General features: G+C 69.6%; 13 protein-coding genes. 9 read left to right on the forward strand and 4 right to left on the reverse strand.

What is annotated here, in order from left to right:
• Window positions 1–34: 34 nt before the first annotated feature.
• Complete coding sequence (locus tag ACZ7KF_RS15435; RefSeq protein WP_471073863.1) at window positions 35–1,117, forward strand: inositol-3-phosphate synthase; 1,083 nt, start codon at window positions 35–37, stop codon at window positions 1,115–1,117.
• Between the two features lie 103 nt (window positions 1,118–1,220).
• A complete protein-coding gene (locus ACZ7KF_RS15440; RefSeq protein WP_471073866.1) occupies window positions 1,221–2,483 on the forward strand; it encodes an MFS transporter in 1,263 nt (420 codons plus the stop codon).
• Between the two features lie 103 nt (window positions 2,484–2,586).
• On the opposite strand, the gene ACZ7KF_RS15445 is transcribed toward ACZ7KF_RS15440, so the two are convergent.
• The gene (locus ACZ7KF_RS15445; RefSeq protein WP_471073869.1) at window positions 2,587–4,029 is read right to left on the reverse strand and encodes a CCA tRNA nucleotidyltransferase; all 1,443 of its coding nucleotides are present in this window, start codon (window positions 4,027–4,029) and stop codon (window positions 2,587–2,589) included.
• Between the two features lie 256 nt (window positions 4,030–4,285).
• On the opposite strand from ACZ7KF_RS15445, the gene ACZ7KF_RS15450 reads away from it, so the two are divergent.
• From ACZ7KF_RS15450 to trxA, 7 genes are all read left to right on the forward strand, one after another.
• Complete coding sequence (locus tag ACZ7KF_RS15450) at window positions 4,286–6,661, forward strand: DUF6049 family protein (RefSeq protein WP_471073872.1); 2,376 nt, start codon at window positions 4,286–4,288, stop codon at window positions 6,659–6,661.
• 45 nt (window positions 6,662–6,706) lie between these two features.
• Window positions 6,707–9,085 (forward strand): murein biosynthesis integral membrane protein MurJ, encoded by a 2,379-nt coding sequence (gene murJ / locus ACZ7KF_RS15455; protein WP_471073875.1) that lies wholly within the window; start codon window positions 6,707–6,709, stop codon window positions 9,083–9,085.
• Between the two features lie 118 nt (window positions 9,086–9,203).
• The gene (locus ACZ7KF_RS15460) at window positions 9,204–10,922 is read left to right on the forward strand and encodes a protein kinase family protein (protein ID WP_471073878.1); all 1,719 of its coding nucleotides are present in this window, start codon (window positions 9,204–9,206) and stop codon (window positions 10,920–10,922) included.
• 26 nt (window positions 10,923–10,948) lie between these two features.
• Window positions 10,949–11,698: an RNA polymerase sigma factor SigM gene (gene sigM, locus ACZ7KF_RS15465; protein WP_471073881.1), complete on the forward strand. Its 750-nt coding sequence runs from the start codon at window positions 10,949–10,951 to the stop codon at window positions 11,696–11,698.
• Window positions 11,695–12,639, forward strand: coding sequence for an anti-sigma factor family protein (locus tag ACZ7KF_RS15470; protein ID WP_471073884.1), 945 nt, complete (start codon window positions 11,695–11,697; stop codon window positions 12,637–12,639). Before sigM ends, ACZ7KF_RS15470 begins: the two co-directional genes overlap by 4 nt.
• 153 nt (window positions 12,640–12,792) lie before the next feature.
• Complete coding sequence (gene trxB, locus ACZ7KF_RS15475) at window positions 12,793–13,761, forward strand: thioredoxin-disulfide reductase (RefSeq protein WP_471073887.1); 969 nt, start codon at window positions 12,793–12,795, stop codon at window positions 13,759–13,761.
• A 53-nt stretch (window positions 13,762–13,814) separates the two neighbouring features.
• The gene (gene trxA, locus ACZ7KF_RS15480; RefSeq protein ID WP_471073890.1) at window positions 13,815–14,147 is read left to right on the forward strand and encodes a thioredoxin; all 333 of its coding nucleotides are present in this window, start codon (window positions 13,815–13,817) and stop codon (window positions 14,145–14,147) included.
• 73 nt (window positions 14,148–14,220) lie between these two features.
• Here the strand turns inward: trxA and ACZ7KF_RS15485 are convergent, their stop codons facing one another.
• The 3 genes from ACZ7KF_RS15485 to ACZ7KF_RS15495 all read right to left on the reverse strand — a co-directional run bounded on the left by ACZ7KF_RS15485 (window position 14,221) and on the right by ACZ7KF_RS15495 (window position 17,334).
• Entirely contained in the window at window positions 14,221–14,838 is a 618-nt protein-coding gene (locus tag ACZ7KF_RS15485; RefSeq protein WP_471073893.1) for a GNAT family N-acetyltransferase, read from the reverse strand.
• 325 nt (window positions 14,839–15,163) lie between these two features.
• Window positions 15,164–16,264, reverse strand: a complete 1,101-nt coding sequence (locus ACZ7KF_RS15490) for a ParB/RepB/Spo0J family partition protein (protein ID WP_471073896.1) — start codon at window positions 16,262–16,264, stop codon at window positions 15,164–15,166.
• Window positions 16,261–17,334, reverse strand: coding sequence for a ParA family protein (locus tag ACZ7KF_RS15495; RefSeq protein WP_471074499.1), 1,074 nt, complete (start codon window positions 17,332–17,334; stop codon window positions 16,261–16,263). The genes ACZ7KF_RS15490 and ACZ7KF_RS15495 overlap by 4 nt, the downstream gene beginning before the upstream one ends.
• Between the last annotated feature and the right edge of the window lie 182 nt (window positions 17,335–17,516).

Raw genomic sequence — 17,516 nt, forward strand, 5'->3', positions numbered from 1 at the left:
AGGGCCTCACTCGTACACACAGGGAGCAACCGGAATGGGTTCGGTTCGCGTAGCCATCGTCGGCGTGGGCAACTGCGCGGCGTCGCTGGTGCAGGGAGTCGAGTACTACAAGGACGCCGACCCGGCGTCCAAGGTCCCCGGCCTGATGCACGTGCAGTTCGGTGACTACCACGTCAAGGACGTCGAGTTCGTCGCCGCCTTCGACGTGGACGCCAAGAAGGTCGGCCTCGACCTCGCGGACGCGATCGGCGCCTCCGAGAACAACACCATCAAGATCTGCGACGTGCCCAGCACCGGTGTCACCGTCCAGCGCGGCCACACCCTCGACGGTCTCGGCAAGTACTACCGCGAGACCATCGAGGAGTCGGCCGAGGCGCCGGTCGACGTCGTCCAGGTCCTCAAGGACAAGCAGGTCGACGTCCTGGTCTGCTACCTGCCCGTCGGTTCCGAGGACGCGGCGAAGTTCTACGCCCAGTGCGCCATCGACGCCAAGGTCGCCTTCGTCAACGCCCTCCCGGTCTTCATCGCCGGCACCAAGGAGTGGGCGGACAAGTTCACCGAGGCCGGTGTGCCGATCGTCGGTGACGACATCAAGTCCCAGGTCGGCGCCACCATCACGCACCGCGTCATGGCGAAGCTGTTCGAGGACCGCGGTGTCATCCTGGACCGCACGATGCAGCTGAACGTCGGCGGCAACATGGACTTCAAGAACATGCTCGAGCGCGAGCGCCTGGAGTCCAAGAAGATCTCCAAGACGCAGGCCGTCACCTCGCAGATCCCCGACCGGGACCTCGGCGAGAAGAACGTCCACATCGGCCCGTCCGACTACGTCGCCTGGCTGGACGACCGCAAGTGGGCCTACGTCCGCCTGGAGGGTCGCGCCTTCGGTGACGTCCCGCTGAACCTGGAGTACAAGCTCGAGGTCTGGGACTCCCCGAACTCCGCTGGTGTCATCATCGACGCCCTGCGCGCCGCGAAGATCGCCAAGGACCGCGGCATCGGCGGCCCGATCCTGTCGGCTTCCTCGTACTTCATGAAGTCCCCGCCGGTCCAGTACTTCGACGACGTGGCCCGCGAGAACGTCGAGAAGTTCATCAGCGGTGAGGTCGAGCGCTAAAGCGGCCGACGCCGCGGCTCGCACGAGAACGCTCCTGCCAGGGCTGTGAAGGTCCCCGGGTTTCCCGACCCGGGGACCTTCCGCATGTGTGAGGCTGTCGCTCATGCCCGTCGTACGTGACCTGCGCCTGCTGTTGCGCCTGCGGCACTTCCGGCGCCTGCTGAGCGTGCGCCTCCTGTCCCAGGGCGCCGACGGCGTCTACCAGGTCGCGCTCGCCGCGTACGTCGTCTTCTCCCCGGAGAAACAGACCTCGGCCACCGCGATCGCCTCGGCGATGGCGGTCCTGCTGCTCCCCTACTCGCTGGTGGGTCCCTTCGCCGGTGTCCTGCTGGACCGCTGGCGGCGACGGCAGGTCTTCGTCTACGGCAATCTGCTGCGCGCCCTGCTGGCCGCGGCCACCGCCGCGCTGATGCTCGGCCACGCCCCCGACTGGCTCTTCTACGTCTCCGCGCTGTGCGTCACGGCCGTCAACCGTTTCGTCCTCGCCGGGCTGTCCGCCGCTCTGCCCCGTGTCGTCGACGCCGAACGCCTGGTGCTCGCCAACTCGATCTCCCCGACGGCCGGCACCCTCGCCGCGACCGCGGGCGGAGGTCTGGCCTTCGCTGTACGGATCGTGGCGTCGGACTCCGACGCGGCAGTGGTGACGCTCGGCTCCTTCCTGTACCTGTGCGCGAGCCTCGCGTCCCTGCGCCTGCCCCCCGACCTCCTCGGCCCCGACCGGCACCCGGCTCGCCCCCGCCTGGGTACGGCGCTGGCCGAGACGGCACGTGAGCTGCTCGCCGCCGGCCGGCACCTGGCCGCGCCCCGGCGCAGGGAAGCGGCCTGGGCTCTGGCGGCGATGACACTGATGCGCTTCTGCTACGGCGCGCTGCTCGTCCTGCTGCTCATGCTCTGCCGCTACGCCCTCGCCGACACTCCCGCCGAGGGGCTGCGGCTGCTCGGGACGGCGCTGGCACTGTCCGGCGCGGGATTCTTCGCAGCGGCCGTGGTGACGCCCGGGGCGGTGGGCCGGCTCGGCCCCGGCCGCTGGATCGTCACGTGCTCCGCCACGGCCGCGGTACTGGAACCGGCCCTGGGTCTTCCTTTCGCCACCGGACCGCTCATGGTCGCGGCCTTCGTCCTGGGGCTGATCACCCAGGGCGCCAAGATCGCCACGGACACGATCGTCCAGGCATGTGTCGAGGACGACTTCCGCGGCCGGGTCTTTTCCGTGTACGACGTCCTCTTCAACGTCGCTTTCGTCGGCGCGGCAGGCGTGGCGGCCCTGATGCTTCCCCCGGACGGCCGCTCGGCGGTGCTGGTGCTTCTCGTCGCCGTCCTCTACGGCGTGATCGCTGCGGCCTTGGCCCGCTTCGAGCGCCGGTAAGCGGGCCCATCGACACCGAGGGGCGATGTTTCACGTGAAACATCGCCCCTCGGTGTCGTCGTCCCGGGCGGGTGTTTCACGTGAAACATCCCCCGGGTCCGGTTCAGCTCTGTGCGGCCCACCACTCCTTGAGCGCCGTCACCGCGGCGTCGTGTCCCATCGGGCCGTTCTCCAGACGCAGCTCCAGCATGTGCTTGTACGCCTTGCCCACGGCCGGTCCCGGACCGACTCCCAGGATCTCCATGATCTGGTTGCCGTCGAGGTCGGGACGGATGGCGTCCAGCTCCTCCTGCTCCTTCAGCTGGGAGATGCGCTCCTCCAGGCCGTCGTAGGCCCGGGACAGCGCCACCGCCTTGCGCTTGTTGCGCGTGGTGCAGTCGGAGCGGGTCAGCTTGTGCAGGCGGTCCAGCAGCGGGCCGGCGTCACGGACGTACCGGCGGACAGCCGAATCCGTCCACTCCCCGGTGCCGTAGCCGTGGAAGCGCAGATGAAGCTCGACCAGCCGTGAGACGTCCTTCACCAGCTCGTTCGAGTACTTCAAGGCGGTCATGCGCTTCTTGGTCATCTTGGCGCCGACCACCTCGTGGTGGTGGAAGGAGACCCTGCCGTCCGTCTCGAAGCGGCGGGTGCGCGGCTTGCCGATGTCGTGCAGCAGTGCCGCCAGACGAAGCGTGAGATCGGGGCCGTCCTGCTCCAGCGCGATCGCCTGTTCCAGAACGATCAGCGTGTGCTCGTAGACATCCTTGTGCCGATGGTGCTCGTCACTCTCCAGGCGCAGCGCCGGCAGCTCGGGCAGCACATGACCGGCGAGACCGGTGTCGACGAGGAGCGTCAGGCCCTTGCGCGGCTGCGTGGAGAGGACCAGCTTGTTCAGCTCGTCCCGGACCCGCTCCGCCGAGACGATCTCGATACGCCCGGCCATCTCCGTCATCGCGGTGACGACCTCGGGGGCGACCTCGAAGTCGAGCTGGGCGGCGAACCGGGCGGCCCGCATCATGCGCAGGGGATCGTCCGAGAACGACTCCTCGGGCGTGCCCGGCGTCCGCAGCACGCGCGCCGCGAGGTCCTCCAGGCCACCGTGCGGGTCGATGAACTCCTTCTCCGGCAGCGCCACGGCCATCGCGTTGACCGTGAAGTCACGCCGGACCAGGTCCTCCTCGATGGAGTCGCCGTACGACACCTCCGGCTTGCGCGAGGTGCGGTCGTACGCCTCCGACCGGTAGGTGGTGATCTCGATCTGGTAGCCGCCCTTGTGCGCGCCGACCGTGCCGAAGGCGATTCCCACCTCCCAGACGGCGTCCGCCCAGGGCCGGACGATCTTCAGTACGTCCTCGGGGCGGGCGTCGGTGGTGAAGTCCAGGTCGTTGCCGAGCCGGCCGAGCAGCGCGTCGCGGACCGATCCGCCGACCAGGGCGAGCGAGAACCCGGCTTCCTGGAATCGGCGGGCGAGGTCGTCGGCGACGGGGGCCACCCGCAGCAGCTCGGCGACCGCGCGCTGCTGCGCCTGGCTCAGGGCAGAGGGAGTGTCTTCGTTGGGGTTCGGCACAACAGAAGAGGGTACGTGCCCGGCACGACCGGGGGCGCCCCCTTAAGGCGGTGCGGACACCTCCCGGCATACCCGGGCAAGCACTGCTCTTGCGGCGTACGGCCGCTCTCCCCTCGATACTGGATATAGAGGACGGGTCACGGCTCTTCATCGATCTTGGCGAGGAGACCGCGGCACTTCCGTTCAGCGTGCATCGTTACCATGCGTGGACGCACAATCCGACGACCACTGACGACGACGAGGGACGGGCGAGCGCGTGGCCGAGGCGGCTGACTTCCAGGGGACCAGTGCCTCACCTGCCCGCCGCTGGCTGCGGCGCGCCGGAGCACTTCTCGCCGGGGCGCCACTGCTGACCGGCGTGCTCCAGCTGCCCGCCGCCGCGCCCGCCCAGGCGGCCCCCTCCGACCGAGTGGTGTCCGTCTCGCTGGACTCGCTCAGCCCCAGCGCCCCCACGGACGGCGACACACTGACCGTGTCCGGCACGGTGACCAACAACGGCAAGCAGTCCGTCACCGACGCCCACGTGGGCCTGCGGGTGGGCTCCCCGCTGACCACCCGCTCGGCCATCGACTCCGTGGCCCAGCACGCCGACGACCCGCAGGCCGCCGTCGGCTCCGATGTCGGCGACAAGTACGAGGAGAAGTTCGACAAGCTGGCTCCGGGCGTCGCCGAGCACTTCAGCATCTCCGTCCCCGTGGACAAGCTCGACCTCGGCGATGACGGGGTCTACGAGTTCGGTGTCGTCCTGTCGGGCCAGACCTCCTCCCAGGGCTGGGACCAGGTGCTCGGCGTCCAGCGGACGTTCCTGCCGTGGCAGCCGTCGGAGCCCGACACCAAGACCAGGACGACGTTCCTGTGGCCGCTGCTCTCCACGGTCCACATGACGGCCAAGACGGGCGCGGGCGACCTGCAGACGCCGGAGTTCCTGAACGACGACCTCTCCAAGGAACTGGCGCCCGGCGGCCGGCTGGCCCAGATGGTGGAGCTGGGCAAGGATCTCGACGTCACCTGGGTGATCGACCCCGATCTGCTGGCCTCGGTCGACGCGATGGCCGTGGGCAACTACCGGATACAGGAAGCCGACGGCTCCAGCACGCCCGGCCCGCGGGAGCACCAGGCGCTCGCCAAGCAGTGGCTGGCCGCCCTGCAGAAGGCGGTGACCGGCAAGGAGGTCGTGGCACTGCCCTTCGGCGACCCGGACCTGGCCTCCCTGGCCCACAGGGGCACCAGCGTCACCGGGTCGCTCAGTCATCTCAAGGACGCCACCGAGGTCGCCGCGACCACGGTGAAGACCGTGCTCCACGTCACACCGAGCACCGCCTTCGCCTGGCCCGTGGACGGCGCCGTGGACCCGTCGATCATGAAGGTCGCCACCTCCGCCGGAGCCGACCAGGTGATCACGCGCAGCGACAGCCTCCGGGAGACCTCCGGGCTGTCGTACACGCCGTCCGCAGCCCGCCCGGTCGGCGGCGGCACCACGGCGGTGGTGGCCGACACCCGGCTGTCCACGGCGTTCGAGGGTGATCTGACGAAGGCCGGCTCGGCCACACTCGCCGTGCAGGAGTTCCTGGCCCAGAGCCTGGAGCTGAACACCCAGACGGACAAGCAGCGCAGCATCGTCGTCGCCCCGCAGCGCACGCCCACGGCGAGTCAGGCGCAGGCGATGGCGGCAGCGCTGACGGCGCTCCAGGGCGGCACCTGGTCCCAGGCACAGGACCTCACCGCGGCGGCCAAGGACAAGCCCGACCCGGGCGCCACCACCCGCATCCCGTCGACGTCGGCCTACCCCTCCGCACTGCGCCGCCAGGAGCTGCCCAGGACGGCCTTCGAGCAGATCGCCCGCACCCAGGACAAGCTCGACAACTTCCGGGTCGTCCTCACGGACCAGTCCCGTGTGGTCACCCCGTTCGGACGGGCCATAAACCGGGAGATGTCCACGTCCTGGCGCGGCCACAGCGGCGAGGCGGGCAGCTACCGCGACGGCGTGGAGACCTGGCTCGACGAGCTGGCCGACCAGGTCAAGCTGATCGACAAGTCCGAGACCAAGCTCTCGGGCCGCAGCGCGACCATCCCGGTGACGGTCCAGAACAACCTCGTCCAGCCCGTCGCCCATCTGGTGCTGCGCCTGGAGTCGACCCAGCCGACCCGACTGAAGATCGGCGGCGACTCCTACTACGAGCAGCCCGTGGAGATCTCGGGCGGGCACAGCCAGTCGGTGAAGTTCACCACCTCGGCCAACGCCAACGGCCGGGCCACGGTCGTCGCCCAGCTGTACACCGAGGACGGCCAGAAGTACGGGGACGCCGTCACCTTCGACGTGAAGGTCACCGAGGTCACGCCCACCGTGATGCTGGTCATCGGCGGCGGCGTCCTCCTCCTCGTCCTCGCCGGTTTCCGGATGTACACGCAGCGCAAGCGCGCCGCCGCCAGGCAGGCCGACGAGGACGGCCCCGACCCGGCGGAAGAAGGCTCCGACCAGCCCGGGAACCCCGAGGCACCCGGAGACCGTCTCCCGGAGGAGTCCGACTCCGCCGCCGGGGCAGGCGACCCGGAGCAGCCGAGTGACCCTGCGCCGGACACCGCACCGGAAAGCACCGACCCGTCCGGGACGGGTGAGAGAGTGGACCGTTGAGCGATGTCGTGGCCGGTGGGCCCGGGACGATGAGGTGGGGTAGGCATGAACGCGCCGTACGACGGTGACCGCGGCCAGGGCGCGGCCGGCTCGGGCTACCCCGAGCCGCCGCCCGAGCCCGGCCAGGTGCCGCCGCAGCCCGCGGCGGACATGTATCTCCAGGACGCCTACGAGCAGGACCCGTACCGGGCGCACGACCTGACTGCCCAGGACCCGGTCGCCGAGGCGCTCTACGACCGTGCCGCGCACCCGCCTCCGCCCCCGGGCACGTACGACCCGCAGCAGCCGCCGTACGCGCCGCCGGCCCCGTCGCCCTACGCCCCCGACCCCCAGGTGTGGGCACAGCCCCCCGCGCCGGAGCCGGGCGGCGCCACCCAGTACCTGCCGTACGGCGACGACCCGCGCACGACCCAGTTCGTGGGCGTGGACGATCTGGTCTCGCACTCCGGCGAGGAGTACCACGAGCCGGACGCCTTCGCTCATCTCTTCAAGGACCAGCAGCAGAGCGGCGGGCCCGGGCCCATGGATCCCCCGGGCGTCCCGGGTCCGGCCGCCGGGCCAGGCATGGGATACGGCACGACGGCCGCGTACCCGCAGCCGCACGGTCAGGGTCCGCAGCAGAGCTACCCGTACGCCGGTGCCGGTCACCCGGCCGGTCCGTCCGCCGCCGGATACCCCGCGCAGGCCCCGGTGCCCGCGCCGGCCTCCGTTCCCGACCCCGTCGGCTCCGCGGGGGCCTTCGAGCCGGAGGCCACCCCGGCCGCTGAGGCTCCTGCAGCGCCCGCCAAGAAGGGCGGCCGCGCCGCCGGGCTGCTGAAGTCCAGCGCGGTCATGGCGGCGGGCACGATGGTCTCCCGCCTCACCGGTTTCGTCCGCTCCGCGCTGATCGCCGCAGCGCTGGGCCTCGGCTTCCTCGCCGACTCCTTCCAGGTGGCCTACCAGCTGCCGACGATGATCTACATCCTCACCGTCGGCGGCGGCCTGAACTCCGTGTTCGTGCCCCAGCTGGTGCGCTCCATGAAGGAGGACGAGGACGGCGGCGAGGCCTTCGCCAACCGGCTGCTGACCGTGGTGATGGTGGCCCTCGCCGTGCTGACCGGGCTCGCGATGCTCGGCGCGCCGCTGCTGGTGCGGGCGCTGGCCAACCCCGTGGCCAACAACCCGGCCGCGAACGAGGTCGCGGTCACCTTCACCCGCTACTTCCTGCCCTCGATCTTCTTCATGGGCATCCACGTGGTGATGGGTCAGATCCTGAACGCCCGCGGGAAGTTCGGCGCGATGATGTGGACCCCGGTCCTGAACAACATCGTCATCATCGTGACGCTCGGCATGTTCATCTGGGTCTACGGCACCGCCGCGGATTCCCACATGAAGGTCGACACCATCCCGCCGGAGGGCCAGCGGCTGCTCGGCGTCGGCGTGCTGCTGGGCCTGGTCGTCCAGGCTCTGGCGATGATCCCGTACCTGCGGGAGACCGGCTTCCGGATCAGGCTGCGCTTCGACTGGCGGGGCCACGGTCTGGGCAAGGCCGCGATGCTCGCCAAGTGGACGGTCCTGTTCGTCCTCGCCAACCAGGCGGGCGCCCTGGTCGTGACCCAGCTGTCCATCGCCGCGGGCAAGGACTCCGGCGTGTCGGGCACCAGCTTCGCCGCCTACGCCAACGCCCAGCTGATCTGGGGCCTGCCCCAGGCCATCATCACCGTGTCCCTGATGGCCGCCCTGCTGCCGCGGATCTCCCGCTCGGCCGCCGAGGGGGACTCGGGTGCCGTCCGTGACGACATCTCCCAGGGCCTGCGCACCACCGCGGTCGCCATCGTGCCCATCGCGTTCGGGTTCATCTCGCTCGGCATCCCGATGTGCACGCTGGTCTTCGGCTCCGCCGGCACCGGCTCGGCCGTCAACATGGGCTACATGCTGATGGCCTTCGCCCTCGGCCTGATCCCGTACTCCGTGCAGTACGTCGTCCTGCGTGCCTTCTACGCGTACGAAGACACCCGCACCCCGTTCTACAACACGGTCATCGTGGCCGCGGTCAACGCCGGCGCGGCAGCGCTGTGCTACTTCGTGCTGCCGGCCCGCTGGGCGGTCGTCGGCATGGCCGCCGCCTACGGCCTCGCCTACGCCATCGGTGTGGGCGTCGCCTGGCGCCGGCTGCGCATGCGGCTGGGCGGCGACCTGGACGGCTCCCGCGTGCTGCGCACGTACGCGCGGCTGGGCATCGCCTCGGTGCCGGCGGCCCTGCTCAGCGGCGCCGCCTGCTACGGCATCGGGCACACGCTCGGCCAGGGCTTCGCGGGCTCCTTCGCCGCGCTGGTGGCCGGCGGTGCCGTCCTGTTCGGCGTCTTCTTCGTGGCCGCCCGCCGGATGCGGATCGAGGAGCTGAACTCGCTCGTGGGTATGGTGCGCGGGCGTCTGGGGCGTTGAGGCGGGGGTAGGCGCACAACCATCGTCCGCCGCTGTGTGTCGTGCATAGCGGCGGACTGTGGGCACAATTGGTTTCGGCGTCGGACAGCGTGCAACGGATGGGGAGGCAGGGACGACGGTGGCGGAACGGAGCACGGCTGCCGTCGACGTGGCAGACAACAGCGGTGAACAACCGCTGACCGCCAAGGCGGACCAGTCCACGGCCGACGGGGTGGCCAAGAACCCGGAGCGGGACACGGACAGCGACAAGGCACAGGGGAGCGGCGGAGCCGAAGGTCCCGGACGGAAGGCATCGCCTCCGGAGCTGCACAGCGGTCACAAGCTCGCCAGACGCTACCGGCTGGAGGAGTGCGTCACCCGACTGGACGGATTCAGCAGTTGGCGTGCGGTCGACGAGAAACTGCGGCGTGCCGTCGGCGTCCATGTACTGCCCGCGGACCACCCTCGGGCCCGTTCCGTGCTCGCTGCCGCCCGTTCCTCCGCGCTGCTCGGCGACCCGCGCTTCGTCCAGGTCCTCGACGCTGTCGAGGAGAACGACCTGGTCTACGTCGTCCACGAGTGGCTGCCCGATGCCACCGAACTGTCCACGCTTCTCGCCGGCGGCCCGCTGGAGCCGCACGACGCCTACCAGATGGTCAGTCAGGTCGCCTCGGCCATGGCGGCCGCGCACCGGGAGGGCCTGGCCCATCTGCGGCTGAACCCGAACGCCGTGCTGCGGGCCTCCACCGGCCAGTGGCGCATCCGCGGCCTCGCCGTGAACGCGGCGCTGCGCGGGATCAGCTCCGACACCCCCCAGCGCACCGACACCGAGGCCATCGGCGCCCTGCTGTACGCGGCGCTGACCCAGCGCTGGCCGTACGAGAGCGACGCCTACGGGCTGGCCGGCCTCCCCAAGGACATCGGCCTCATCGCCCCCGACCAGGTGCGGGCCGGTGTGCATCGCGGCCTGTCCGAGCTGACGATGCGTGCCCTCGTCAACGACGGGGCCACGGCCTCCCGCCACGAGGCTCCGTGCACCACGCCGGAGGAGCTGGTGAAGGCGATCGGCGAGATGCCCCGCATCCGCCCGCCCGAGCCCGCGTTCACGGCCCCGCCGGAGTACCAGCGCACGACCTACCAGCAGGGCACCTACGGCCGCCAGGCGCCGCACGGCGCCACGCAGCCGATCGCGTCCCCGCCTCCCCCGCTCCAGAGCCGCACCGGCAAGGCGCTGAAGTGGGCGGTCTCGGCCCTTCTCATCGCCGCCCTGGGTCTGGGCAGCTGGCAGCTGGCGGACGCCCTGATGGGCCCCAAGGAGAAGTCCGACGACACCCACAAGAGCCAGAACACGGACAACGGCGACAAGAACCACGCGAAGCCGAAGCCGAAGCCGATAAGCATCCGAAACAGTCAGGAGTTCGTCGCCGAGGGCGGTGCCCAGAACCGTGGGTCCGAACCCAAGACCTACGACGGCAACGCGTCGACGTACTGGAAGACCAAGAGCTTCACCGCGGGTCCGGCGATCGCACCCCTCAAGCCGGGCGTCGGAATCGTCTACGACCTCGGCTCGGCCCAGAAACTCAGCACGGCCACCCTCGACCTCCGCTACGCCGGTGACCACACGACGGTCGAGCTGTACGCTGCGGACTCGCTGACACCGGCGTCGCTGGACTCCATGGACAGGATCGGCCAGGTCACGACGACGGGCACCACAGCCACGGTGAAGGTCACCAAGTCGGTCAAGACGCAGTACGTTCTCGTCTGGCTGACGGCCGTGCCGAACTCGGGGTACGACTCCACCCTGTACGCCAGCGCCGGCTGGAAGCAGGCCATCGGCGAAGTGAAGTTCACGGGCTGACATCTCACCCGGACCGGAGGGGGCAGATGGCCGAGGACGCCGGATACGACGGAGTGGGCGACCGCGACCTGCTCGCCCGCCACGTAGAAGGCGACCCCGAGGCCTTCGGCGAGATCGTGCGGCGGCATCGCGACCGGCTCTGGGCGGTCGCTCTGCGGACCCTGGGGGACCGCGAGGAAGCCGCCGACGCGGTGCAGGACGCCCTGGTGTCGGCCTACCGGGCCGCCCACACCTTCCGGGGGCAGTCGGCCGTCACGACCTGGCTGCACCGGATCACGGTGAACGCCTGCCTGGACCGGGCGCGCAAGGCGGCCTCGCGCAAGACGGCTCCGGTCGACGACACCGAGCGGCTGGAGCAGCTGCTGGAGCCGCATGAGTCCGCCTCGGCTCCCGCCGAGCGGAAGGACGTGCACCGGCAGCTCCTCGAAGCGCTCGGCACCCTCCCCCCGGAGCAGCGGGCCGCGCTCGTTCTGGTGGACATGCAGGGCTACCCCGTGGCGGAGGCCGCACGGATCCTGGATGTGCCGACGGGGACGGTGAAGAGCCGCTGCGCCCGGGGCAGAGCCAGACTGCTGCCCCTCCTCACGCATCTACGGCCGGAAGGCACCGGCGCCCCACGACCGGGCGGTACCGGGGACAGGAAAGAAACCGGCCCAGGACGGAACCAGGGACCGGGGGCATCCGTCCCACCGGCAACGGGGTCACCGACCGGACGCCCCGGGGACGTGGGACCGAGCGATTCAGCCGTAGCGAAGGGCGGAGGTGGGCGAGCGTGACTTCCACGACGGACACGGCCGGGCACCCGGACGTCGCGGAGATCTCCGACCTCACCGAGGGCCTTCTTCCGCCGGAACGCAGCACGGACGTGCGGCGCCATCTGCACACGTGCGAGCCGTGTGCGGACGTGTACGCCTCGCTGGAGGAGATCCGCGGCCTCCTGGGCTCCGTACCGCAGCCGGTACACATGCCGGACGACGTGGCGGCACGTATCGACGCGGCCCTTGCCGCCGAGGCACCGCTGAGCGTCGGCGGCGAGGAGCAGGCGGCCCACGTTTCACGTGAAACATCGGCTCCCACGGATCACCTCATCGACCACCCCGTTGACCCACTTTCCGATCCTCTCGCCGAACGCCCCCAGGACCGTCCTGCCGGGCGTCCTCGTGCGGCGACCGGGCCGGGACGCAAGGGACCCGAGCGCCGTCGGCGGCGGGGCCGGCTCGTCCTGGGTGCCGTGCTCACGGCCGCGATGCTGGGCGCCGGAGGTCTGATCGTGAAGTCGCTCGGGGACAGCACCGACCACACGACGGCCCATGGGACACCGACCACCTCGGCCGCCGGTTCCTTCTCCGGCGACAGCGTGCAGAACCAGGTGCACGTTCTCCTCACCGACAAGAAGGTGCTGCCGCGGGGCAGCGAGAAGCCCCGGATGGGCACCGACGGGGGATCGAACTCGCCCGGGTCCACGGAGGGCCCGAACACTCTGCTCCAGACCACCGTTCCGGTCCCCGACTGCGTCCGGCAAGCGCTCGGCCAGAACGCTGACGTTCTCGGCGCCAAGACGGGAACGTACGCGGGGAAGGCTGCCTACCTCGTCGTCGTAGCCGACGCTCAGGACAGCAAGCGAGTCACGGCCTACGTCGTCGACGCGGCCTGTGTACACCAGCAGACCGCCTCTGCCGGCAAGGTTCTGCTGAAGCAGTCGGTCTCCCGTCACTGAGTCTGCTGGCACACTTCTTCGGTCGTCCCCGAGCACGCGTGTGCCCGGACACACTGGGAATGCGGGCCCCGTAGGATCCGTTGGGTGGGGTGAGAGTCCTGAAAGGGGCTCCCACCGGTCGACTGACGCAGACCAGAGACGAGGAATCAAGCCGTGAGCGACGTCCGTAACGTGATCATCATCGGCTCCGGGCCCGCAGGCTACACGGCGGCGCTGTACACCGCCCGTGCGTCGCTGAAGCCCTTGGTGTTCGAAGGTGCCGTCACCGCAGGTGGTGCGTTGATGAACACCACCGAAGTGGAGAACTTCCCGGGCTTCCGCGACGGCATCATGGGCCCCGACCTCATGGACAACATGCGCGCCCAGGCCGAACGCTTCGGCGCCGAGCTGATTCCGGACGACATCGTCTCCGTCGACCTGACCGGTGAGATCAAGACCGTCACCGACACCTCGGGCACGGTCCACAAGGCGAAGGCCGTCATCGTCACCACCGGCTCCCAGCACCGCAAGCTGGGCCTGCCGAACGAGGACGCGCTCTCCGGCCGCGGTGTCTCCTGGTGCGCCACCTGTGACGGGTTCTTCTTCAAGGACCAGGACATCGCCGTGATCGGTGGTGGCGACACCGCGATGGAGGAAGCCACCTTCCTCTCGCGGTTCGCCAAGTCCGTGACGATCGTCCACCGCCGGGACACTCTGCGTGCCTCCAAGGCGATGCAGGAGCGCGCCTTCAACGACCCGAAGATCAAGTTCGTCTGGGACAGCGAGGTGGCCGAGGTTCAGGGCGACCAGAAGCTCTCCGGCCTGAAGCTGCGCAACGTCAAGACCGGCGAGCTGTCCGAGCTGCCCGCGACGGGCCTGTTCATCGCGATCGGCCACGACCCGCGCACCGAGCTGTTCAAGGGCCAGCTGGACCTGGACGAGGAGGGTTACCTGAAGGTCGCCGCTCCGTCCACCCGGACCAACCTGACCGGTGTCTTCGCCGCCGGTGACGTGGTCGACCACACCTACCGCCAGGCGATCACCGCGGCCGGCACCGGCTGCTCCGCCGCTCTGGACGCCGAGCGCTTCCTCGCTGCCCTCGCGGACGAGGACCAGGCGGAGCCCGAGAAGACCGCAGTCTGACCTTCCCTTCCCCCTTCCTCGCCCCACCGCACGACCAAGGTAAGGAGCCCACCGTGGCCGGCAACCTGAAGATTGTTACTGACGACTCCTTCGACCAGGAAGTCCTCAACAACGAGAAGCCCGTCCTGGTGGACTTCTGGGCGGCCTGGTGCGGCCCCTGCCGCCAAATCGCTCCGTCCCTGGAGCAGATCGCCGCGGAGTACGGCGACAAGATCGAGATCGTCAAGATCAACATCGATGAGAACCCGGGCACGGCCGCCAAGTACGGCGTCATGTCCATCCCGACCCTGAACGTCTACCAGGGTGGCGAGGTCGCCAAGACCATCGTCGGTGCCAAGCCCAAGGCCGCGCTCCTCCGGGACCTCGAAGAGTTCATCGCTCAGTGACGTTTCACGTGAAACACGAATGGGCCAACCCTCTCGGGTTGGCCCATTCGCATAAGACGGCCGCTTCGCTCCGCTACAGCGGTCTCAGCGCAGGCTCCTTCTGAACCGCTCCGAGAAGCCGGTCGAGTGCCATCTCCACGTCCTCCTTCCAGGAGAGCGTGGACCTCAGCTCCAGCCGCAGCCGGGGGTGCGTGGGGTGCTGCCGGACCGTCTTGAAGCCCACGGCCAGCAGATGGTCGGCCGGCAGCAGACAGGCGGGCTCCTCCCAGCGGGAGTCACCGAACGCCTCGATCGCCTTGAAGCCCCGGCGCAGCAGATCCTTGGCGACCGCCTGCACCAGCACCCGGCCCAGCCCCTGCCCCTGATAGCCGGGCATGACGAACGCCGTCATCAACTGGACGGCGTCCGGTGAGACCGGACTCGTGGGGAAGGCCGTCGAACGAGGGACATAGGCGGGCGGAGCATAAAGAACGAAGCCCACTGGTACGTCATCGACGTAGACCACCCGGCCGCACGACCCCCAGTCCAGCAGCACGGCGGAGATCCAGCCCTCCTTCTCCAGCGCGGAGGTGCCCCCCTTCACCGCCGCTTCGCCACTGACGGGGTCCAGCTCCCAGAAGACACAGGAGCGGCATCGGTGGGGAAGGTCCTGAAGGTTGTCCAGCGTGAGCGGCACAAGCCGACGCCCCATGAAGGCTGATCCTCGCTTCCTTCGCCCGCCGCGTCCCGGGCGGCTGTCAGAGCGCTGCGTTCCCTGAGCAGGCTGCCGACGAATCCGCCGACCGCTCCCAGGCTCAGGACGGCACTCACCAGTCCGGTGCGGCTCATCGATCGCATGGCCCCCGTCTTCCCACTCACAGATGCTGATGCTGTCCGGTGGATGTGCCATACCTGATCGCATCGTATCCACGATGGCATTCACTCGATACCGCCTCAAAGCAAAGAGCGGACCGTGTTCCGGTACACACCGGACACGGCCCGCTCCGCTGCCTCTCCCGGGCGGCACCGCCCGAGGATCAGTCCTGCGTCTCCTCGCCGTCGCTCTCCTGAAGGCTCTTCTGGAGGGCCAGCTTCTCGCCGGGGGCGAACGTGCTGAGGATCCGCTCAAGATCGTCCGCGGAGGCGAACTCGACGGTGATCTTGCCCTTCTTCTGCCCCAGCTCGACCTTCACCCGCGTCTCGAAGCGGTCCGAGAGGCGGGTGGCCAGCTCGCTCAGCGCCGGAGAGGGCACCGAACCGGCTCGGGGGCCCCGGGAGCGCGAAGCCTTCTGCGGGCGCGAGCCCATCAGCGTCACGATCTCTTCCACGGACCGCACCGACAGGCCCTCGGCCACGATCCGGTGCGCCAGCCGGTCCTGCTCCTCCGAGTCCTCGACCGCCAGCAGCGCCCGCGCATGGCCGGCCGAGAGCACCCCGGCGGCCACCCGCTTCTGGACGGTCGGGGACAGCTTCAGCAGACGCAGGGTGTTGGAGACCTGAGGGCGGGAGCGCCCGATACGGTCGGCCAGCTGGTCGTGCGTGCAGTTGAAGTCCCTCAGCAGCTGGTCGTAGGCAGCCGCCTCTTCGATCGGGTTCAGCTGCGCGCGGTGCAGGTTCTCCAGCAGCGCGTCCAGGAGGAGCTTCTCGTCGTCCGTGGCCCGGACGATGGCCGGGATGGCCTCCAGACCGGCCTCGCGGCAGGCGCGCCAGCGGCGCTCGCCCATGATCAGCTCGTAGCGGGCGGGGCCCACCTGCCGCACCACGACCGGCTGGAGAAGACCGACCTCCGTGATGGAGGTGACCAGCTCCTGAAGCGCGTCTTCATCGAAGATCTCACGCGGCTGACGGGGGTTCGGTGTGATGGCGTCGAGCGGGATCTCGGCGAAGTGGGCACCCATCGGGGGCGCCGGTACCTCGACGGCCGGGCTTGCCGGCTCCGCCTCGGTTTCCTGTGTGACGGGCGGCAGCGTGGCCACCTTCGCCGCGGCCACTCCGCGGTCGGTCGTCAGCACCGGGACGGCCGCGGGGGAGGTGGACGCTCCGCCACCCATCGCCGCCGGGGCCGGAGTCTTCTCGGTCGGGGCAGCGGGGATCAGTGCGCCGAGACCACGTCCCAGCCCCCTCCGTCGCTCGCTCACTGGATCCCCTCCACCATGCTCGGGTCGTTCTGAGCGCCGATGTGGGCCTGGCTCGCGTCGTAGCTGATGCCGATGCCCTTCAGCGCGATTTCTCGTGCCGCCTCAAGATACGAGAGGGCGCCGCTCGATCCAGGATCGTAAGTCAGCACCGTCTGCCCGTAGCTCGGCGCCTCGGAGATACGGACCGAGCGGGGAATGCTCGTCCGCAGCACCTCGTCGCCGAAATGGGTGCGCACCTCTTCGGCGACCTGGGAAGCGAGACGCGTCCGGCCGTCGTACATGGTGAGCAGGATGGTCGACACATGCAGCGTGGGGTTGAGGTGCCCCCGTACCAGGTCGACATTGCGCAGGAGTTGCCCGAGGCCCTCCAGTGCGTAGTACTCGCACTGAATCGGGATGAGTACCTCGGCGCCTGCGACGAGCGCATTGACCGTCAACAGGCCGAGCGAGGGCGGGCAGTCGATGAGGATGTAGTCCAGCGGCTGCTCGTACGCCTGGATGGCCCGCTGCAGCCGGCTCTCCCGGGCCACCAGGGACACCAGCTCGATCTCCGCACCGGCGAGATCGATGGTGGCGGGGGCGCAGAAGAGGCCCTCGACATCGACGACGGGCTGGACGACCTCGGCGAGAGGCTTGCTCTCCACCAACACGTCATAGATCGAGGGCACCTCGGCGTGGTGGTCGATTCCGAGGGCGGTGGACGCGTTGCCCTGCGGGTCGAGGTCGATCACCAGGACGCGGCTACCGTGCAGAGCCAGCGATGCGGCAAGGTTGACGGTCGTCGTCGTCTTACCCACGCCGCCCTTCTGGTTGGCGACCACAATGATTCGGGTCTGCTCTGGTCGCGGCAGACCTTCGCCGGCGCGGCCGAGAGCCTCCACCGCCAGTTGGGCCGCACGACCGATGGGAGTGTCGTCCATCGGAGGCGGTGTTTCACGTGAAACATCCGCCCCCGTCGACTCGGTACGGGGACCGGGGACCGGATCGGTCATCGGTCCCGCGATGTTGGCGTCGGACCGCAAGGATTCACTCTCCTCGACTTCAGGCTCGCAATGAACAGAGCCTCCCATGCCTTCGGGGTCGTGAACCAGTGAGGCCTGGTCTTCTGTGGAGAAATCCACCTCTGTGGACAACTCCGTGCCCCGGCCGGGGGACGGAGTGTCCGACAAAGCGGGACCCTCTGCGAGTGAACCGAGCGGCTTTCGGTCGCGAGGTTCGGCCGCAGCGCGGCCACGACTGATGATGCCGTGCA

It is taken from the genome of Streptomyces sp. NPDC038200 (assembly GCF_055600785.1).